Source organism: Asticcacaulis excentricus CB 48, from assembly GCF_000175215.2.
Lineage (GTDB): Bacteria > Pseudomonadota > Alphaproteobacteria > Caulobacterales > Caulobacteraceae > Asticcacaulis > Asticcacaulis excentricus.
In genome coordinates, this window is record NC_014817.1 from 1,077,501 (window position 1) to 1,097,707 (window position 20,207).

Genomic DNA, 20,207 nt, shown 5'->3' on the forward strand with positions numbered 1-20,207 from the left:
TGCCAGCGGTCATCGACAATGAGGATAGAGGGCCGCGGCGTCTCGCCCACAGCGGATGGTGTCTGAGCCGTCCTGACCGTCGTCATATCAGCCTCCGTTTGCCCTCTGGCGCAGCGAACCTAAAACAGATCGCCTCCGGATTGAATCGAAAAATGCAGCGTAACCACCTGTTTTTTGATCTTTTATCAGGGAGGGCCCGTCGCCCTTACACCCTGTTCACAACCTGCACGCGGCTCGCCATTTTCGCCTTATGCCTTTGCACCCAATTTTCCAGGGGAAAGGAGACAGCATGACCGAACACCGCTCGCCCACGCCCGAAGAGATCACTCAGAACGCCGAAGAGAAAGGCCACGACAGCGATCCCTTTCCCCCGGAAGGCACAACGGACGAACACCTGCTGAGTAACGACAGCCAGCCCCCGATCCGTGAGAACGAGCGCGTCAGGGCGACGCGCAAAGCGCTGCGCCGTATTCGAAAGCCGCAGAGGCACATCTGAAGGGGTGCGGCAGCGTCGCGTGACACAGGACAGTCAATACTGATTTTTTACGTCCTTTACGGTTAAGGACAGGCCGCGCTGTTCAGGGCGACGCTAGAAAAATCATTGTTATCAAAGGTTTGTCATGCTTGACTGTGAAGCGCGTCAGCGCACCGCTACCCCCGCGCCCGCCCCCCTGAAGGTGCTGGTCGTGGACGACAATCAGGCCTCGGCGCTGACATTAAGCTGGGCCATCGAGTCGTGGGGCGATATAGTGCGGACCTGTTTCGACGGCCTAAGCGCAATAGACACGGCGCGCAGCTTTCATCCTGACGTCGTGCTGCTAGATCTGGGGATGCCGGAAATTGACGGGTTAAGCGTGGCGCGCGCCTTGCGGATCGATCCAAGCACGCGCCGCTGCAAGATCATTGCCCAGACCGGCTGGGGTGATTCTGCGCGCCGTCGCGAAACCGCCGAAGCCGGTTTTGACCTGCATCTGGTCAAACCTATTGACTTTAACGTCTTGCAGGAGATGTTTGAACTGTTCCGCCTGATGCCCAGCCGGTAACGGACCCGCAGCGACAGACCGTTGCTGATCCCCTAAAAACGTCGCATACTCAAACCCATGACGGGCAAGCGCAGACTATTGATCCTGGGGGGCGGTACGGCCGGATGGCTAGCCGCGGCCTATCTGGCGCGTTATTTCGACCTCAATCGTCAGCCGCGCCTTGAGCTCGTGCTGGTGGAGTCACCGGAGATCAACAGTGTCGGCGTCGGTGAAGGCACCTTCCCCACCATCCGCCAGACGCTGAAATTCATCGGCATCGACGAAGCAAGGTTTATGCGGCGCACCACCGCCACCTTCAAACAAGGAATCCGTTTTGCCGACTGGGTAAAGACCCCGGTCAACGGGCAACATTCGCACTATTTCCACCCGTTTGAAGCCCCCTATTATACCGAAGGCGAAGGGTTGGTCCCTTACTGGCTGTTGCAGGACGAAGCGACGCGCAAGCCCTTTGCGGAGGCCGTGACTTTTCAGAAGCGTGTGGCCGAGGCGCGGCGCGCACCCAAACGCCCGCACGAAGGCGATTTCGCTGGCCCGCTCAACTATGCCTACCATTTCGACGCGTATCAGTTGGCCGAGGTGTTGGCCGAACGCGCCGTCGCCTTGGGGGTGTTGCATAAGCCGGCGCGGCTCGATGGGGTGGTGCTGGACCACACGGGGCAGATCGACCACATCGTCGCCGACGGCGAGGTGCTCAGGGCGGACCTCTATATCGACTGTTCGGGCTTTCGGGCCGAACTGATCGGCAAGGCGCTGGGCTCGCCCTTCCGTTCCGTACGCGACACGCTGTTCACCAATAAGGCGCTGGCGTGCAAGGCACCCTATGAACGCCCGGATACCCCCATCGAAAGCTATACGGTGGCCACGGGCCACTCGGCAGGCTGGACTTGGGATATCGGCCTCGTTGGGCAGCGCGGCATCGGCTACACCTACTCGACCGACCACACCAGCGACGATGAGGCTGAAGCGACGCTGCACCGTTATGTGGGCAGCAAAGCCCCGCTAAACCTGCGCGAGATTGCGTTTGAGCCCGGCTACCGCGAGCGTCCGTGGATCGGCAACTGCGTGGCGGTGGGTCTGGCGGGTGGCTTTATGGAGCCGCTGGAATCGACCGGCATCGTAATGATCGAGGTCGCCGTGGCCATGATCGCCGAACTGTTCCCTCATGCCGGCCCTATCGATGCCCCGGCACGGCGTTTCAACGCCTTGATGACGGCGCGTTACGAGCATATCGTCAATTTCCTCAAGCTGCACTACGCGCTGAGCCGCCGCAGCGAGGCCTTCTGGCGGGACAATGCCGATCCGCAGACTTGGCCCGACCGATTGCGCGAGTTGCTGGACCAGTGGCGTTACCGGCCGCCAAGCCGGTTCGATTTTTTGATCGACGTCGAAACCTTCGCCTTCTTCAACTATCAGTACATTCTCTACGGGATGGGCTACCGGACCGACCTCAGCGGGGCGCGCGACCAGTTCCCGCATGTGGAGGACGCCAACCGGACCTTTGCCAAGATCCATAACTTCGGCGAACGCGCGACGTTGGACCTGCCCCCGCACCGCACCCTGATCCGACAAATTTACGCCGAGGGCTTTGCAGAGTCAGCGTAGCTGCTCTTCTCATACTTCCCAGCTTGCTGGGGAAGGGAGCCGCACGAAGCGAAGATGAGATGCGTTGATAAGGGTCTTTCCGATCTTAACACTATACGGATACTAACTTCGATAGGCCACCTTTAGTCCGGCGACCTCTCCGGCAGAGCCCCAAGCTCTCCGCTTTCGCGGGCTTTGCGGCCATAGACGGCTTCGAACAGCGGTGAGGCCATGACAGTGGTAACAATGGCCATAAGCACAAGCATCGAGAACAGGGCCGGCCCGATAATACCCTTTTGCAGGCCGATATTGATAATGATCAGCTCCATCAACCCGCGGGAATTCATCAGCGCGCCGATGCCCAGCGCCGTGCGATTGTCTTCGCCGGTCAGGCGCGCGGCGGCATAGCAAGCCCCGAACTTGGCGAGAATCGACACGGCCAGAATGGCTAGAGCGATCAGCAGCAGTTCGAGATTATTGACCATGTCGAGGCGCGTATTCAGCCCCGAATAGGTGAAGAACATCGGCAAGAGCAGGATGACCGTCAGCGGCTCGACCTTCTTTTTCAATTCTTCGGTGAACTTGCCGCGCGGCATGACCGTGCCCAGAATGAAGCCCCCGAAGATGGCGTGGATGCCCACCGCGTCCATCACAAAGGCCGATGTGGCAAAGGCGATCAGGGTGATGGCTAGCACCGTGTGGCTCATCTCGCCGCGGTCTTCTACCATGCGCCCCAACGGTGCCAGCAGGCGCTTACCGGCGAACACGACGAACAGGGTCCACAACAGGCCGCCCCCAATGGCCAGCACAGCAATGCCCGGCCCGCCGCCAAACGTGGCCAGCACAATGGCCAGCACGCACCAGGACACGGCGTCATCAAAGGCACCGGCGGTCAGGGACAAGGTGCCCAGAGAGGAATTGGCCAGACCCCGCTCATTTATAATGCGCGCCAGCATGGGGAAGGCGGTCAGCGCGATACAGGCCCCCATAAACAGGGTGGCGTTGAACCGCGAGATACCTTCGGCAAACAGGCCTGGCACGGTCAGAAGCCACGGCGTGATCAGCAAGGCCATCAAAAACGGCACCGTAATGCCCGAAAACGAGACCGCCGCGGCGCTCCTACCCTTTTGCGCGAAATGGTCGGCGCGGAAGGTGCAACCGACGAGGAACATGTAAAGACCAACGCCCAGTTGCGCCCCGACATAGAGGACGTTGCGGCTTTCCTTGGGGAAGATGGCCCCCTGAAGATCTGGAAACAAAAGCCCCAGCAGCGATGGCCCGAGAATAACGCCGGCGATCATCTCGCCGACCACCTGCGGCTGCGCCAGGAACTTCTGACCCAGCCAGCCCACCACTCGGCACGCCAGAATGATCAGGCCGATTTGCAGAAAAAAGCGGATACTGAAGTCGTTGGCATTATAGGTGCCGTTTGGCCCATGCGGCGACAGGATAGTGGTGATGGTCTCAAGCGTGTGAGCCCACATATCGGGTGTGGCGACGGTCATGCGTGTCTGTCATCCCTGAATGATCTATGTTCGGTCTTCTTTGGGGCGAAACCGGTCGCTGAGACAGACACACAAATCCGACCGAGCGCAACCGGTTGCCGGCTAAAAAAATGGTTTGAAATCCCGCGTTTGAAAATTGTTGCCAATCGGACACATTGTAGTAACGTCACTACATATTAGCGCGCTCATTTGTAGCAACGTAGGTGCAAAGTGACGACCTTTTCCAGCCGGGAATTCAATCAGGATGTCGGCAGCGCCAAACGCGCCGCCCTGTCCGAACCCGTGTTTATCACCGACCGGGGCAAGCCGACTCACGTCCTTTTGAGCTTTGAGGCCTATCGCGGCCTATCGGGTCAGACAGAGACCCTGGTCGATCTGCTGGCGCTCAGCGAAGGGGTGCCGATTGACCTCGACGCCGCCCGCGCCGGGGATGGCTGGGACCGTCAGGGAACTGTTTAATGTACCTCCTCGACACCCCCATCGTTATGGAACTGCGCAAGGCCAAGGCCGGTGACACCGATCCCGGCCTGACGCGCTGGGCGTTGGGGATCGGGCGTCAGCACCTGTTTCTGTCGGTGCTCAGCCTGCTGGAGATAGAAACCAGTGTCGCGGCCGCCGAAAAGCGGGACTCCGAAAGCGGGCGTCTGCTGCGCCAATGGCTGGACGACCAGGTGCCGCGCGCTTTTGAAAACCACATTCTGCCCATAGATGCAGCGGTGGCCCGACGCCGGGCGGCCCTGAATATGAGCGATTCCCGCGATGCGCTGATGGCCGCAACCGCCGCCGTGCACGGCCTGACGCTCGTTACCCCCTCACCGGCAGCCTTCAAGGCGGGCAAGGTCAAGACCTTCAACCCGTTCGGCTATACGCCCGAAGAGGCCGACACCTCCGCCGACTGGCGCGAAGCCTCACGCTCCGGCCCGCAATGGTTCCGCAACCTGTTTGTCAGATTTTGAGTCTTGCTTGTCGCCTGACTAACCCTTAACTAAGAAACCCTTGGGCTTTGGGGGAGAGACGTGTGCGGCCTTGGTTAAGGGTTCTCGGCTTTGCAACCGGTTTGATAATGTTTACCGTGTTCGGTGGACTGATAGTGTTACGCTATTTGAATGGTGAAGGCATATTCCCGCAGCGATTTAGCACGGGGATCGAAGCGGCGTCTTTAGCTATCGCTGCTTTGGCGTTGATTTACTTCTTTTACCGTATGATCAGAATGAAGAAGTGATCAGGCGGATCCCTTTGCGGCCATGTGAAACAACCAAGCCGAAAGCAGCCAGATGGCAACAAAACTGCCATTCAGCACAAGCGCCTCGTAGCCGAGGACATAGGACGCAATAGCCACCGCCGCCTGTACTCCGGCGACGGCGAGCATCACCCCCGCCAGACCGCGCGCCTGAAACCGGACTAGGACGGCCCCGATGCCCCCGACAGCGAGAGCAAGAGCATAGATAAGATTGGCCGGATTATCTTCGCTGCCCAGCATGCCAACGGCCAGGTTGATCCACACGAGCAAAAATGCGCCCAACAGAGCCACACCCGCCGCGGCGCGGAAGACCAGACTGCCCGACAGGCGGGTCACCAGATCGAAGGCCCCTGCCCCGGCGATCAGCATCGCGCCGAAAACAGCGAAATCAAACGCAGTCCATTGCACCTGCGTCGTAACGCGCATGGCGATGAGCGGGACCAACCACAGCAGCAGGGCCGCGCTCCACACACCCCGACGCCAGAGGCGACCCGAAGTCACCGCGGCATGGGTCATTTTCATCGGGTCAACCATGAGTGTCTCTCCGGACGTTCTGTCTCGAACATGCCGCAGAAACCCATGTCGCGCCATATGAAAATTCTGACGCACCCAAAAGAGCGTTGCGGGCTGGACAGTCGCACCACCCTGTGCGACCGCTTTAACCACTCTAGAGGTAAGGGCGAAGGACTATGGACACGTCGATAGCGATTCAGTTGATACCATTCATCGTTGTCTGGGTCCTGATCCAGGGATTGTTGGGTCTCAGCTATTACATTGTACTGAGACAACTCGACCCCCGGCGCGCCTGGATTGCGCTGCTAATCCTCATCCCTTACGTCGGTTATATCATCCTGCTCTACTTGCACTTCATCACCCTCAATTTGCTCACGTCACGTCTCACTCGCCTTGAGGAAATGGTGTCAACTAAAACGCCGGAATGACCGCGCCATTATACGTTTTAGCGATGAAGTCCTTAACCTTTTGTGAGGTCAGGGCCTCGGCTAGCGCCCTGATACGCGGGTCGTCTGTCTCATCGGAGCGCGCCACCAGATAGTTGATGTACGGGCTGTCAGACCCTTCGATGATCAGGGCGTCTTTCTTGGGGTCCAGCTTGGCGTCCAGCGCGTAGTTGGTGTTGATCAGGGCCAGATCAACTTCCGGCAGGACGCGAGGCAGGGACGGCGATTCCAGCTCCTTGAACGCAAAGCCCTTAGGGTTACCGGCGATGTCTTTCAAAGTCGCATTGATGTTGCTGGGATCTTTCAGTGTAATCAGTCCGTTTTTGTGCAGCAGGATCAGGGCGCGCCCGGTGTTCGAGGCATCATTGGGGACGGCGATGACCGCGCCCTGCGGCAGATCGGCAATCACCTTATGTTTGCGCGAATAACCGCCGAAGGGCTCGACATGCACGCCGACCACGGTGACCAGTTTAGTGCCGCGCTCTTTATTGAACGAGTCGAGATAGGGCAGGGTCTGGAAATAGTTGGCGTCGATCAGGCCCTGATCGACCTGAAGGTTCGGCTGCACATAGTCGTTGAAAACCTTGACATCGAGCGTGATGCCCTTCGCCGCCAGATCAGGGGTGATGACCTTGAGGATTTCCGCGTGCGGCACGGCGGTGGCGGCGACGCTGAGGACATTGCCCTTCGTGGCCGGTTTGCCGCAGGCGGCCAGAGCGGAGGCGGCGACACCGGTCAGGATAAGATGACGACGAGACAACATGATGAGTTCCCCTTATTTCTTTGAGACGCGCGCCACCAGCGCATCGCCCAGCATTTGCAGACCCTGAACCAGGGCAATGATCAGCACCACCGTCACCACCATGACATCGGTCTGGAAGCGTTGATAGCCATAGCGCACGGCAAGGTCGCCGAGGCCACCCGCCCCCACCACACCGGCCATGGCCGTATAGGAAACCAGCGCGATGGCCGTCACGGTCGCGGCCGCGATCAGGCCCGGCAGGGCTTCGGGCAGAAGGGTGTGCAGGATGATCTGACGCTTTGAGGCCCCCAGCGCCTGCGTCGCCTCGATGACCGAACGATCGACTTCGCGCAGGGCGCTTTCGACCAGCCGCGCCAGAAACGGCGCCGCCCCCAGCACCAGAGGCGGAATGGCCCCCTTCACGCCCAAAGACGTGCCGACCAGTGCCAGAGTGACCGGGATCAGCAGGATAAACAGGATCACAAAAGGGATGGAGCGCAGCACATTGACCGCAAAACTAAGCAGGCCATAGAGGAGCGGATTGGGGCTTAAGCCCTGACGGCTGGTGACCGACAGCCAGACACCCAGAGGCAGGCCAAGTGCGAGGCTGAGCAGCAGAGACGCGCCGACCATGCCGAGCGTCTCACCGCTGGCGCGGGCGATTTCCACCGGGTCGATATTGGCAAAAAAGTCAGGGCTTATCATTTGGCCGCCTCCGTCACGCTGACGCCGCGCGCCCGCAGACGCGCCAGCGCTTCGGCGCGGTCCGGTCCGGCCATGTCGACGATCATATGGCCATAGGGACCGGATTTGAGGTGCGACACCTGCCCGGACAGGACGCTGAAGCGCGCCTGAAGCCCATGCACGGCCGCTGACAGGGCGTCGGAATAGACCACCTCGCCGAAATAGGTCAGGGTGACCGCGCCTTCCCCCACCCCGTCGGGCGGTGGCGGCAGAATGTGTTTGGACAGGGCGCGACCGGCGGCGCTCACCGGGGCGAACAGCACCTGTTCGACCGCACCGACCTCAGCCAGCCGCCCGTGATCGAGCACGGCCACGCGGTCGCACACCTGACGCACCACCTCCATCTCATGCGTCACCAGCACGATGGTTAGGCCCAGTTCGCGGTTCAGTTCGGCCACAAGCGTCAGTATGCCTTGCGTCGCCTCCGGATCGAGCGCCGAAGTTGCTTCGTCGCACAGCAGGATGTCCGGTGCATTGGCAAGCGCGCGGGCAATGGCCACGCGCTGCTTCTGGCCGCCCGAAAGCTGCGCCGGGTATTTCTGCGCGTGGGCGCTGAGGCCAACGCGATCGAGCAGGTCAAGCGCGCGCTGCCGGCGGCTGGCGGGGGTGCCCGTCCCAGCCAGCTCCAGCGCATAGGTGACGTTTTGCAGGGCTGTCTTGCTCGACAACAAGCCGAACGATTGAAAAATCATCCCCATCTTGTGCCGCAGGGCCGACAGGGCGCGCGCATCTAGACCGCTGAGATCGACGCCATTGACCTCCACCCGGCCTTCGCTGGGCGTTTCCAGCCGGTTGAGCAGGCGGATCAGGGTCGATTTGCCGGACCCCGACGGGCCGATAATGCCAAACACCTCGCCGCGTGCGATATCGAGATCGACGCCATCAAGAGCCGCCTGAACGGCGCCCTTGGAGACGAAACGCCGGGTCACGCCGCGTAAGCCGATGACCGAAGCCGGATTGTGCACATCTGAAACCATCAGGCGGTCTTAGAGCGCCTGTCGCGGCCTGTGAAGCGTGTTTTTCTGCGCGAAGCGGTGACGCTTTCTAAACTGGGGCCACGCCCCGGTTTCTTGTCTCAGAATGATGATCATTTTTGACACAATTTGAATATTTCAAATCTGAAAATTAAACACGGCGTCAAATTTAGACTCTCATATTGACGCTGACACCTTTAAACACGGCATTGTAGTAAGTATAAATATATCACTTATAAAAACACGTGTTTTTAACAAGTATTAAATTTGCATTTGCATCAATTTTTTTAATATATTTGTTATTTTTGACGTCATGTTTTGGCCAAATTTGATCCACTTTTGAAATATTATGTGCCATTTTTGCCCATGAAACGATGATATTTGACATTTTCATAAAAATAGCAGCGCTATTTATAGCGGAGGACTTGACTGATCGTTTTTGATCGTAAATGTTCGCGACGCTGATAAATTGATCATCGCGCCACGAGGGTACAAACCCAAGGGCAGGCCCAAAAGCAGCGATGAGGGAGACTCGCCCCTTTCCGGAGCCGTTTGTGTCGCTCCACCCCCTTCTTTCGCCACCGGTTCTGCGTCGTGCCCGAACCTGTCCGGCGGGATAGCGGCGTCTGGGCTGTCTCCCGTTCGATGTATCCGCCGGTGCCCGCGCGCCGTCGTCCCCCTCCCCGGACGGCCGCCGGGCGACCGCCACGCAGATTGCTCAGGAGCCCCAAGCTATGATCCGCAGCCCCTCCCCCCGCCTCCTTTCCGCGCGCCTGAAAAGCGCCTCCGCCCTGACCGCGGTTGCCCTGCTGGGCCTCAGCGGTGTCGCTTTTGCGCAGGAGGCCGCCCCCGCTGCCCCGGCCAAAGAAGACATTGAAACCGTCATCGTCACCGGCACGCGTCAATCGCAGCAATCGGCGATCAATCGCAAGAAAAAGGCCGGTACGGTCTCTGACTCCATCGTGGCCGATGATATTGCGCAGTTCCCGGATAAGAATGTCGGCGAAGCGCTGGGCCGTATAACCGGAGTTCAACTGGCTCGCGATTTCGGTGAAGGCTCCGGGGTGTCGATCCGTGGGGTCGAGCCCGATCTGAACCGTATCGAAATCAACGGCATGAGCACGCTCTCAACCGCTGGCAACGTCTCTGTCTATGGCGGCGGCGGTCGTTCCAACGACTTCCGGGAACTGGCCTCGGAACTGGTGCAGTCGATTGATGTATTCAAAGGCTTTACGGCTGATATGACCGAAGGCGGTGTCGGCGGCACGGTCAGTGTCAAGACACGCAAACCACTCGATTTCAAAAAGCCGACCTTCTCGATCACCGGCTCGCTGCAAAACCTTGACACAGTCGATGGCTGGAAGCCGCGCACCAACTTCTTCGGTGCGACCAAGCTGCTGGATGGCAAGCTGGGTCTAATGGCGAATGTGACCTTTGACAATGTCGATACGCGGGGTGACTATCTGCGCAATACGGCATGGGTGCGCCTAGCGGATTTCGACGGCTCAGCGGAAAAAACATCCAACTATTTCTCGGCAACCGACACAGCGGCCAACATCGCGGCCTATAATGCCATCACCACCCAGGCCGGATGTAACACCGCCTATGCTGGCTCGGGCAGCGCGATTACGACCCAACGCAATAACTGCCTGTCGCAGTGGTACGATTATAGCCCGCGCGTCGCACGCTATGGGGTCTGGACACGCAACGATGAGCGCATGTCGGCGGAATTTACGGCGCAATACCGCTTCACTGATCGTCTGGACGCCTTCCTCAGCTACAACCGTAACACCCGCAGCCAGCGTCTGAACGACATCAATTACGGGACCGACTTCACCTCGACCACCCGTCTTTACAACGTCACCTCCGCCACCAATTCGGCCTGTTCCTCGACAATCCCTTCCGGATCGACCGTGGTCGATGCAAACCACAATGTGGTGCAATATACCGCAGGTAACTGTCTGGCTACGTCCGGGCGGGGTGGTTCCAATGCCTTCAGCGTCAGCGCCCGTGACTTTGCACAAGACACCAAGAGTGACTACATCAGTTACGGCGCCAACTATAAGGGCGAGTCGCTTCAGGTCGAGTTCCAGGGCTCGAATTCAGAATCCGATGTCGTGACCCAAACCAACAATGTCAGCGTCAGCTACAACGTGCCCGGTCTCATCGTGAAACTGGACTCGCGCGGCGCGCCGACCTTTACCTTCCCGTCCGGCTACAGCCCTAATGATGCTTCGGCCGTCAGCCAGTGGCAAATCCAGTACCGGCCCTCGAACGCCCACTCCGAAGAGCAGCAGTACAAGCTCGATTTCGATTACGAGACCAAGTTCCCGGTGATAGAAAAGGTAGAGTGGGGGGCACGCGCCACCAAATACCAGACCCAGGGTTATGGGTACGGCGGATTCCTTTTGAGTGCGGGCAGCAATCTGAGTTCGGCGACGGACGATACCGTCATCTACAGCAACGCCGTCAATTCGACCGCTACCGTCTCGTCAACACAGACGGCCGATCAAACCGCCGCAGCCGCAGCCGCAGCCGCTTACGCTACGGGCTACTGGTCAACTACAGAGAGCTGGTCAAAAAGCTTCTCAAACACGGTGTTCACGAGCGCCATGACCCCTCTGCCGTCCAACTTCTATTTTGGGGGCGGGGCCATACCGTCAACCTGGCTCTATCCGGACTTCAACTCGGTCGCTCAGTATCTTGATACGTCGCACTTTAATCTCGACAATCTCGAAACGACGACCGGCAATGATGGCAAGTCCTATGCTCAGATTCCTTACCGGGTCGAGGAAACTACCGACGCCCAGTACCTGAAGGCCAACTACGCGTTTCCGTTCAACGGATGGGATGTAAGCGGCAACTTCGGGGTCCGCCGCGTCCATACGGAAACCTCAGCGACCGGCACGATTACGCGGCAGGAAATTCGCTACAACAGTGCCAACGTTGCTACGACCTACACTGTGGGTAATTCGCAGACCTCGATGGCGAAGGATTACACGGTCTGGCTGCCGAGCTTTAACATGGGGGTCTGGTTCGTTCCGAACAAACTGTCGATGCGTACCGGCTTCGCCAAGTTGATGGCGCGCCCGCTGATTAACTATCTGATGCCCTCGGTGACCTGCACCATTAACTATACCAATGATGGGACCGCTGAGGACGATGCCGATAGCTGTGTTGGTGGCAATCCGGCTCTTAAGCCCTATCGCGCCGACCAGTATGATCTGAGTTTCGAATACTATCCCAACAAGGATACACAATTCACCGCAGGTTTCTTCTATAAAGATATCAAACAGTTCTATGTGTCATCGCGCGTCAGCGTCGGTAAGATGGACTATTTCGGCGACGGTACCCTCTACTACGTCCAGACCTATATCAACGGAGATGGTGCCAAGATTTCGGGTCTGGAACTGACGGCCAAAACCGCCTTCACATTCCTGCCGGGCTGGATGTCGGGCTTCGGTGCCGATGTCAACTACACCTATCAGGAAGCCAAGGACGTCGGCCTGTACAGCCAGATTGACAACTCCCCCCTGCCCTTCCCTGGTCTGTCGTCGGATAGCTACAACGCGACCCTCTGGTACGATAAGGGCGAATTCAATGCGCGTCTGGCTTATAACTACCGTTCAAAGTGGCTAGTCAGCGCCGCCGACAGCTACGGTCAGCCACTCTACCGCGACCCGACCGGCTATCTGGACGGCAAGGTCACCTGGAAGCCCCGGAATGCCAAGGGTCTGAGCCTCTTTATTGAGGGCAAGAACCTGACCAAGGAAGAAGAACTGACCACCGCCGGGGGTACCCGCCTGACCGAACTGGGCTATTTCGGCCGCCGATTCTTCGCTGGCTTCACGATTAAGCGTTAAGCGCTTTATTTCCTCCCAAACTCACCCGCCGCCTGTGTCTCACAGGCGGTGGTTTTTTGTATCCTGAGCCTTGCGCGGTTTTTATGCGACGGCCCCACGGCGGCATTTTGGCCTTATCAGACGCGTGAGAGGGTGAACCTCAGTACACGAGCCTATCGGCTCCTGACTTTTTGAGGAGGCTATTTCCATGAACGAAAATTCCATCGGCTGGCTGACAGCCCTGATCGTCGGCGCTTTTGCCGGCTGGATCGCCGAACAACTGATGAAGTCCGAACAGGGTCTGTTCATGAACATCCTGCTGGGGGTCATCGGGGCCGCCGTAGCCAATGGGTTGCTGGCCATCCTCGGCATCTCGTTCGGCGGCGTCATCGGCTACCTGATTGCCGGTGTCATCGGGGCGTGTCTGCTGATCGGGCTTAGCCGCATGTTGCGTGGCCGCCGGGCGTGACGCGCCTGAAGCGTTAAATGCGAAAAGCCTGCTCACATTGGGCAGGCTTTTTCAGGTTTTACGTTTTTCAGGCTTTGAGGAACCGCTTCGCCAGCGCCTTGCGCCGCGCTTCCCCGGCGGCGCGCGCCTTCTCCACCTCGACCAGCTCGGTCGTGGCCAGAAGGTGCTCGATCACGCGGTCCATATGTTCGCGCATGGCCTGACGTGCCGCGTCGGGCGAGCGCTTTTCCAGCGCCTCAATGATCTGGCTGTGTTCGGCGACGCGCGCCTTCATGCCGAGATTGGCCGTGCGCGCCAGAATGTTGCGCGCCAACGGCGAGCGGTAGCGCCAGTCCCACAGATTCTCAACAGACGAGACAATCGCGCCATTGCCCGTCACCTGCGCGATCAGCATATGAAATTCGCGGTCTGCGCGCTCGGAAATCGCCGGAGACGGGTCTTCCATGCGCCGCGCCAACTTTTTCAAATCATCAAGCTGTTCATCAGTAATCAGGCTGGCCGCCAGTGCCGCCACCTCACTTTCGAACATTCGACGCGCCTCGATCAGCTCAAAGGCCCCGATTTCGGAATCAGACATGGGCAGAGGATCTGGGGACACGGCCTTGACCACGATGCCGTGGCCCTGGCGCGCCTCGATATAGCCCAAGATCTCCAGCGCGATCATCGCCTCACGCAGGGTGGGGCGGCTGACCTTGAACTGCACGGCCAGCTCGCGCTCTGTCGGCAGGCGGTCGCCCGCACTATAGATGCCGGAGCGGATTTCTTCGGCGATGGCGTCGGCGATGCGTTTATAACGTTTACGATTGTCAGACATGGGACCGTTATCAGGATTCGTCTGGACTATGCCTCATGGCGATGTATTTTGAAACGGAAAAGACAGGCAGAGGCGCCCGTTTTTGGCCTGACCAATACGACGGCAGGCATTACCCCTCTTCCGCGCACCCTCTCTGCCTTGCGATTTTTGTGGCTTTTTAGGGCGTTCTGAGTGACTGACCGCCTTGGGTTACGCAGTTTATGCTTGCCATCAGGCCAGCGAAACGGCAATAAGACCGAATAGGTCATACCAATTTAAGGCGTAAGTCTCATGAAGATCGTATCGGCAAAAGTCATCGTCACCTGCCCCGGCCGGAATTTCGTCACGCTCAAGATCATGACGGACCAAGGCGTCTATGGCATTGGTGACGCCACGCTGAACGGGCGTGAGCTGTCGGTCGTTTCCTATCTGGAAGACCATGTGATTCCCTGCTTGATCGGGCGCGACCCGCAGCAAATCGAGGACATCTGGCAATATCTCTACCGCGGGGCCTACTGGCGTCGCGGCCCGGTGACCATGTCGGCCATTTCCGCCGTTGACATGGCGCTGTGGGACATAAAGGGGAAGATCGCCGGCCTTCCCGTATATCAGCTTCTGGGCGGGCGTTCGCGCACCGGCATCATGGTCTATGGCCACGCCAACGGCACTTCCATCGAAAACACCATCGAAGTGGCGCAGGAATACAAGGCCATGGGCTATAAGGCCATCCGCCTGCAATGCGGCGTGCCGGGATTGGCCTCCACCTACGGCGTGTCGAAGGACAAGATGTTCTATGAGCCCGCTGACGCCGATCTGCCGACCGAAAACGTCTGGTCGACCGAGGCCTACATGCGCGTGGTACCGAAACTGTTTGCCGCCGCGCGTGAGGCACTGGGTGAAGAGGTTCATCTGCTGCACGACGTCCACCACCGCCTGACGCCGATCGAGGCCGGTCGTCTGGGCCGCGACCTTGAGCCCTATCGTCCCTTCTGGATGGAGGATTCGGTCGTCGCGGAAAATCAGGACAATTTCAAACTGATCCGTCAGCACACCACGACGCCGCTGGCCGTCGGGGAAATCTTCTCGTCGATCTGGGACGCAAAGGACCTGATCCAGAATCAGTTGATCGACTATATCCGCGCCACGGTCGTTCACGCAGGCGGCATTTCGCACCTGAAAAAGATCGCCTCTTTCGCCGAGTTGTACAACGTGCGTACCGGCTGCCACGGTGCGACCGACCTTTCGCCGGTTTGCATGGCCGCGGCGCTGCATTTTGACGTCTCGATCCCCAACTTTGGCATTCAGGAATATATGCGCCATACGCCAGAAACCGATGAGGTATTCCCGCACGGCTATTATTTCGACAAGGGCGACCTGATGGTCTCCGAAACGCCGGGCCTCGGCGTCGATATCGATGAGGACCTGGCGGCGAAGTATCCCTACAAGCGCGCCTACCTGCCGGTGAACCGCCTGCAGGACGGCACGCTGTTTAACTGGTAAGGCCTCTGGGCCTGTGGGACGACCGAATAACTTCTCCTCCCCACTTTATGGGGAGGAGAATGGTCGCGAAGCTCGATTCGTCCCCACACACTCTTGCCCCCTGAAATCAGGGTGGACGCTAAAAAAACGCACCCGCAAAGCGGGGCACCACAGGAGGGAACCATGCGTAGGCTTATCCACGCGCTCTGCGCGCTTGTCTGTTTGTTGGCGGCCCCGGCCTTTGCCGAGGACGGTTACGATCTGTGGCTGCGCTACAAGCCGTTGGCCAGCGCCGAACCCCTCCCCCGCGCCATCGTCGCTCAGGATAACACCCCTACGGTCAAGGCGGCGGTGGCCGAACTGCAAAGGGGCCTGTCCGGCCTGTCCGGGCGCAGGATTTCCGTGGCCAAAAATGTTAGCGCTCCCTCAGTGGTCCTGACGCGCCTGACGACGCCTGAAGCCGGGCTGGGCAACGAAGGCTATATGATCCGCGAAGGTCGTCAGAACGGTCAGCCCGTCGTGCGCATCCGCGCCAACAGCGATATCGGCCTGCTGTACGGGGCCTTCGCCTATCTGCGGCGCATACAGACCGGCGCCACCACCGACACCACTGACGCGCCAAAGGTTCGCTTACGCCTGCTCAACCACTGGGACAATCTCGACGGCACGGTCGAGCGCGGCTATGCTGGCGCGTCGTTGTGGGACTGGTGGCGGCTGCCGGACCTGCAGGACCCGCGGTATACGGACTATGCCCGCGCCAATGCCTCCATTGGCATTAACGGCACGGTACTGAATAACGTCAATGCCAAGGCGGCGTCGCTGACGGCACCCTATCTCGACAAGGCGGCGGTCCTGGCCGACACCTTCCGCCCCTATGGCATCCGCATCTATCTGTCGGCGCGCTTTTCGGCCCCCATCGAGCTGGGCGGCTTAAAGACCGCCGATCCGCTCGACCCCGCCGTGCGCGCCTGGTGGAAGGCCAAGGCGGACGAAATCTACGCGAAAATCCCCGACTTTGGCGGCTTTCTCGTCAAGGCCAATTCCGAAGGCCAGCCCGGCCCGCAGGACTATGGCCGCACGCACGAGGACGGGGCCAATATGCTGGCCGAAGCGCTGGGCAATCGCGGCGTCGTCATGTGGCGCGCCTTTGTCTATAAGGCTGAGGTCGCCGACGACCGCCACAAACAGGCCTATAGCGAGTTCAAACCGCACGACGGTCAGTTCGCGCCCAATGTGCTGGTGCAGGTCAAGAACGGTGCCATCGACTTTCAGCCGCGGGAACCCTTCCACCCGCTGTTCGGGGCCATGCCGAAAACGCCGCTGATGATGGAGTTCCAGATCACCAAGGAATATCTGGGCTTTGCCACCCACCTAGCCTATCTGGGCCAGTATTATGAAGAAACACTGCGCGCCGATACCTTTCAAAATGGTCAGACAGGCTGGAGCGTGGCGCGCGTCGTAGAGGGCGAACATCACGCCCTAAGCGGCATGGCAGGGGTGGCCAATATCGGCACGGATCGCAACTGGTCCGGTTCGCACTTCGATCAGGCTAACTGGTACGCCTTCGGACGACTGGCGTGGAACCCGCAAGGCTCAGCACACGACATCGCCACCGAATGGGCGAAGATGACCTTCACCCCGGACCCGCGCTTTGTGACGCCCGTCGTCGCCCTGATGATGCGCTCGCGCGAAACGGTGGCGGACTATATGACGCCGCTGGGGCTGCATCACCTGATGGACACCGGCCACCACTATGGCCCCGGCCCGTGGGTCGATAATCTGGGCCGGCCCGACTGGAACCCGGTCTATTACCACAAGGCAGATGACAAGGGCATCGGCTTTGATCGCACAAGAACCGGCTCTGATGCCCTGAGCCAGTACGACCTACAGGCACAGAAGTTCTGGGCTGATCCGAAATCGATGGATGAGCGCTATCTCCTGTGGTTCCACCACCTTTCGTGGGACTACAAAACACGCTCTGGCCGGCCGCTCTGGGATGAACTGGTCCTTACCTATGACAAAGGCGCGAAGGAGGCAGCCGCCATGCAGCAGACGTGGGCGGAGATGAAACCCTATGTCGATGCTGAGCGCTTCAAGGCCATCGCAAGCACGCTGCGCATACAGGCGCGCGAAGCCAAATGGTGGCGCGACGCCTCTATCGCCTATTTCCAGTCGAAGTCGGGTCGGCCCCTGCCCGCCGGGGTGGCGGCGCCGGAAAAGTCACTCGACTATTATAAATCCCTGACCTTCCCCTATGCGCCGGGGCACCATTAAAAAAAATCGAAGGAGGTTGTGATCCATGCCTCGTCCAAGGACGTATAATCCAGTTAAACCAGAATCAAACATCTGAACTTTATACGTTTTTTATAAAATCACGAACCGATTTTAACGCGCGCTTTACCAACGGCGTAACAATGCTACGTCAGAAGTTGCGTAAGGTTTCGCCATGCTCGTTAAATCGAAGACCGACCACCGCCCCCGCTATGAGGCCCTGTCGCGGACTCAGGCCATCATCTGCTTCACCCCCGACGGCACTATCGAAGACGCCAATGACCGCTTTTGCGAAGCCATGGGCTATAGTCGCAGCGAAATCATCGGACGGCACCATAGTCTGTTCGTCGATCAAGCCTATGCGGCCAGCGACGCCTATCGCGCCTTCTGGGCCGATTTGAAGGCCGGGCGCTTCCGCTCGGATGAATTCGAGAGGCTGGGCAAGGGCGGCAAGATCGTGACGCTTCAGGCCACCTATTCGCCCATAGAGACGCACGGCCGCGTCACAGGCGTCATCAAGATCGCCACGGTCGTCGAAAGCCGCAAGGCGCAGCAGGCTCGCATTAACCGCCTGCTGGAGACGCTGGATAAGCTGCCCGTGCCGATCATGACCTGTGATCCGGACACCTTCGTCATCGACTACGCCAATGAAGCCTCGATCCGCATGCTGGGCAAGATCCAGCAATATATCAACGTTAAAGCTGATGAGATCATCGGGTCCAAGATCGACGTCTTCCACAAGGTGCCTGAGCATCAGCACCGCATGCTGAACGCTATGGGCAGCGACGGCCATCAGACGACAATCAAGGTTGGGCCGGAATATCTCGAGCTGAAAATCAACCGCATTGCCGGTCGCCCGCTCCTTGTCTGGTACGTGGTGACCCACCGCGTGGCTATGGCCAAGGGCATGGAAGATACGGTTGCCGAAATGACGCGCGTCGGTGATGCCGTCACCTCGCAGGCCGGTGAGTTGTCGGGCTATGTCCGCGAAACAATGAACCTGACCGGAACCGTCGCCAATGCGGTTTCGGAACAGGCCACCGCCATCCACGAAGTCGCCATGCGCACCACCGACGTGGCCCGAGAGGCTGAAGCGGTTGAAACCGCCAGTATCGGCACCAAGCATCAGCTCGAAGGCCTGACGGGTGCGGTGGGCAGCATTTCGGACGTGGTGTCCACCGTCTCCTCCATCGCCGAACAGACCAAACTTCTGGCACTTAATGCGACGATTGAGGCAGCGCGCGCCGGGGCCGCCGGTGCAGGCTTTGCGGTCGTGGCGTCCGAGGTCAAGGCCCTTTCTGAACAGACGGCCAAGGCGACGTCAGAAATCGGCAAGCGAATCGAAGCAATTCAGGCCGAAACGCGCAAGACGGTAGATACGGTGTCCGGCGTCATCAACGGTATCGGTCAGATCACCCAGCTGGTCAATTCAGTAGCCTCGGCCACGCAGGAACAGCGGGCCGTGGCACAGTCGGTATCGGAAACCATGGGACGCGTGGCGGAATATGCCGAAAATACCGGCAAATCCGCTGAAAAGGTCGCTGGCATCTCCGACACCGTGCGGGCCACGGCGCAGGAGTTGAACAGCCGACTGGCCGAGTTCGTCAAGAAGGAATAGGCGTGACCGCCCGGCCATAGCTGAGCGCCGTTTGTGGAATACCCACCTCAAACGGCGTCACCTCAAAGCCAAAGCGCCGCGTCAGCTTGCGGCCGTCGATGTGGTAAGGGCGGTCGAATTGGAAGCGCATATCGTGCAGTTCGCGCATTAAGGGCGTGACGAACCCCAACACCGGTAGGAGGCTCTGCGGTATGGCCTGAATCCGCGCGGGCTGACCCAGCGCCTCGGCACCCAGCGCGATCAGTTGGCGCAGCGTGCGCGTCGGCGCGCTGGGCATATGCCAAACCTGACCATATTCGGCCGCTGGCAGGTCGAGCAGGAAGGCCATGGCGCGTGCCACATCCGGTATGTAGGCGAAATCATGCAGGGTGTCCGGTGAAGCGACGAGCTGCCCCGGCTTGCCCTGCGCCAGCCGCCCGAAGACCAGATCCCCCAGATGGCTGTTACTGACGCCGGGGCCGTAGAAATCCGGCACGCGTAGGGCGCTCATCACAACTTCGCCCTTCGCCACAGCCGCCTGCCACTGGTCGGAGATGGCGCGGCGCACAGCCGGTTTACCGCCCCAGCTTGAATAGGGGGTCGTTTCCGAAATCGGCTCGTCTTGCGGTCCGTACATGTAGAGATTATCGAAAAAGAGCGTTTTCGCGCCTGTCTCGCGCGCCGCATTCAGCAGGTTGGTCATGGCCACGGGCCAGCTTTTTCGCCACACGGGCGTTGAATACTCAAAGCCGATGGTAATGGCGATGTGCGTCGCACCGCGCGTCACGGCCAGCACCGCGGCGGCATCCAGCACATCCGACGCCATAAAATCGACGCCCGGCGGCAAGTCTTTGGGGCGCGAACGCTGGGTGATCAGGGGACGACGGCCTTCGGCCACCAGACGCTCGGTGAGGCTGCGGCCACCGGGGCCGTAACCGAAGATGACGATCTTCTCGGACATGACACAC

The 20,207-nt window shown here is 59.4% G+C and carries 20 protein-coding genes (1 of these 20 only partly in view); 11 read left to right on the plus strand and 9 right to left on the minus strand.

Going from position 1 to position 20,207, the window contains the following annotated elements:
- On the minus strand, positions 1-86 hold the 5' portion of the coding sequence (locus ASTEX_RS16520; RefSeq protein WP_013480774.1) for a sensor histidine kinase. 1,063 nt of this gene lie to the left of the window's left edge; only the first 86 of its 1,149 coding nucleotides appear in the window; the start codon lies at positions 84-86; the stop codon falls past the left edge of the window.
- A gap of 203 nt (positions 87-289) precedes the next feature.
- Between ASTEX_RS16520 and ASTEX_RS16525 the strand changes: the two genes are divergently transcribed.
- From ASTEX_RS16525 to ASTEX_RS16535, 3 genes are all read left to right on the plus strand, one after another.
- The gene (locus tag ASTEX_RS16525) at positions 290-496 is read left to right on the plus strand and encodes a hypothetical protein (RefSeq protein ID WP_013480775.1); all 207 of its coding nucleotides are present in this window, start codon (positions 290-292) and stop codon (positions 494-496) included.
- 124 nt (positions 497-620) lie between these two features.
- Positions 621-1,043, plus strand: coding sequence for a response regulator (locus ASTEX_RS16530; RefSeq protein ID WP_013480776.1), 423 nt, complete (start codon positions 621-623; stop codon positions 1,041-1,043).
- A gap of 57 nt (positions 1,044-1,100) precedes the next feature.
- Positions 1,101-2,645, plus strand: a complete 1,545-nt coding sequence (locus tag ASTEX_RS16535) for a tryptophan halogenase family protein (protein WP_013480777.1) — start codon at positions 1,101-1,103, stop codon at positions 2,643-2,645.
- Between the two features lie 122 nt (positions 2,646-2,767).
- On the opposite strand, the gene ASTEX_RS16540 is transcribed toward ASTEX_RS16535, so the two are convergent.
- Positions 2,768-4,129 (minus strand): cation:proton antiporter, encoded by a 1,362-nt coding sequence (locus ASTEX_RS16540; protein ID WP_013480778.1) that lies wholly within the window; start codon positions 4,127-4,129, stop codon positions 2,768-2,770.
- A gap of 210 nt (positions 4,130-4,339) precedes the next feature.
- Here ASTEX_RS16540 and ASTEX_RS16545 point away from each other — a divergent pair, with 210 nt between their 5' ends.
- The gene (locus tag ASTEX_RS16545; RefSeq protein ID WP_013480779.1) at positions 4,340-4,588 is read left to right on the plus strand and encodes a type II toxin-antitoxin system Phd/YefM family antitoxin; all 249 of its coding nucleotides are present in this window, start codon (positions 4,340-4,342) and stop codon (positions 4,586-4,588) included.
- Positions 4,588-5,085, plus strand: coding sequence for a PIN domain-containing protein (locus ASTEX_RS16550; RefSeq protein ID WP_013480780.1), 498 nt, complete (start codon positions 4,588-4,590; stop codon positions 5,083-5,085). The genes ASTEX_RS16545 and ASTEX_RS16550 overlap by 1 nt, the downstream gene beginning before the upstream one ends.
- Positions 5,086-5,351: 266 nt before the next feature.
- Here ASTEX_RS16550 and ASTEX_RS16555 read toward each other — a convergent pair whose 3' ends face one another.
- On the minus strand, positions 5,352-5,903 hold the full coding sequence (locus ASTEX_RS16555) for a hypothetical protein (RefSeq protein WP_013480781.1): 552 nt from the start codon (positions 5,901-5,903) through the stop codon (positions 5,352-5,354).
- A gap of 155 nt (positions 5,904-6,058) precedes the next feature.
- On the opposite strand from ASTEX_RS16555, the gene ASTEX_RS16560 reads away from it, so the two are divergent.
- Entirely contained in the window at positions 6,059-6,310 is a 252-nt protein-coding gene (locus ASTEX_RS16560) for a hypothetical protein (RefSeq protein WP_013480782.1), read from the plus strand.
- Here the strand turns inward: ASTEX_RS16560 and ASTEX_RS16565 are convergent.
- The 4 genes from ASTEX_RS16565 to ASTEX_RS20380 all read right to left on the minus strand — a co-directional run bounded on the left by ASTEX_RS16565 (position 6,294) and on the right by ASTEX_RS20380 (position 9,497).
- The gene (locus ASTEX_RS16565; protein WP_013480783.1) at positions 6,294-7,091 is read right to left on the minus strand and encodes a MetQ/NlpA family ABC transporter substrate-binding protein; all 798 of its coding nucleotides are present in this window, start codon (positions 7,089-7,091) and stop codon (positions 6,294-6,296) included. The genes ASTEX_RS16560 and ASTEX_RS16565 overlap by 17 nt on opposite strands.
- 12 nt (positions 7,092-7,103) lie before the next feature.
- Entirely contained in the window at positions 7,104-7,775 is a 672-nt protein-coding gene (locus ASTEX_RS16570; protein WP_013480784.1) for a methionine ABC transporter permease, read from the minus strand.
- Positions 7,772-8,791: a methionine ABC transporter ATP-binding protein gene (locus tag ASTEX_RS16575; protein ID WP_013480785.1), complete on the minus strand. Its 1,020-nt coding sequence runs from the start codon at positions 8,789-8,791 to the stop codon at positions 7,772-7,774. Before ASTEX_RS16575 ends, ASTEX_RS16570 begins: the two co-directional genes overlap by 4 nt.
- Positions 8,792-9,017: 226 nt before the next feature.
- On the minus strand, positions 9,018-9,497 hold the full coding sequence (locus tag ASTEX_RS20380) for a hypothetical protein (protein WP_144004756.1): 480 nt from the start codon (positions 9,495-9,497) through the stop codon (positions 9,018-9,020).
- Positions 9,498-9,522: 25 nt separating this feature from the next.
- Here ASTEX_RS20380 and ASTEX_RS16580 point away from each other — a divergent pair, with 25 nt between their 5' ends.
- Complete coding sequence (locus ASTEX_RS16580) at positions 9,523-12,651, plus strand: TonB-dependent receptor (RefSeq protein ID WP_013480786.1); 3,129 nt, start codon at positions 9,523-9,525, stop codon at positions 12,649-12,651.
- Positions 12,652-12,838: 187 nt separating this feature from the next.
- Positions 12,839-13,099 carry a GlsB/YeaQ/YmgE family stress response membrane protein gene (locus tag ASTEX_RS16585; protein WP_013480787.1) on the plus strand — a complete coding sequence of 87 codons (261 nt, stop codon included), beginning with the start codon at positions 12,839-12,841 and terminating at the stop codon, positions 13,097-13,099.
- Positions 13,100-13,166: 67 nt separating this feature from the next.
- Here the strand turns inward: ASTEX_RS16585 and ASTEX_RS16590 are convergent, their stop codons facing one another.
- Entirely contained in the window at positions 13,167-13,913 is a 747-nt protein-coding gene (locus ASTEX_RS16590; protein ID WP_013480788.1) for a FadR/GntR family transcriptional regulator, read from the minus strand.
- Between the two features lie 270 nt (positions 13,914-14,183).
- Between ASTEX_RS16590 and manD the strand changes: the two genes are divergently transcribed.
- From manD to ASTEX_RS16605, 3 genes are all read left to right on the plus strand, one after another.
- Positions 14,184-15,392, plus strand: coding sequence for a D-mannonate dehydratase ManD (gene manD / locus ASTEX_RS16595; protein ID WP_013480789.1), 1,209 nt, complete (start codon positions 14,184-14,186; stop codon positions 15,390-15,392).
- A gap of 162 nt (positions 15,393-15,554) precedes the next feature.
- Positions 15,555-17,645: an alpha-glucuronidase family glycosyl hydrolase gene (locus ASTEX_RS16600; RefSeq protein WP_013480790.1), complete on the plus strand. Its 2,091-nt coding sequence runs from the start codon at positions 15,555-15,557 to the stop codon at positions 17,643-17,645.
- Between the two features lie 172 nt (positions 17,646-17,817).
- Positions 17,818-19,260 carry a methyl-accepting chemotaxis protein gene (locus ASTEX_RS16605; protein ID WP_013480791.1) on the plus strand — a complete coding sequence of 481 codons (1,443 nt, stop codon included), beginning with the start codon at positions 17,818-17,820 and terminating at the stop codon, positions 19,258-19,260.
- Here ASTEX_RS16605 and ASTEX_RS16610 read toward each other — a convergent pair.
- Complete coding sequence (locus ASTEX_RS16610; RefSeq protein WP_013480792.1) at positions 19,247-20,200, minus strand: NAD-dependent epimerase/dehydratase family protein; 954 nt, start codon at positions 20,198-20,200, stop codon at positions 19,247-19,249. The two genes, ASTEX_RS16605 and ASTEX_RS16610, sit on opposite strands and share 14 nt — an antisense overlap.
- Between the last annotated feature and the right edge of the window lie 7 nt (positions 20,201-20,207).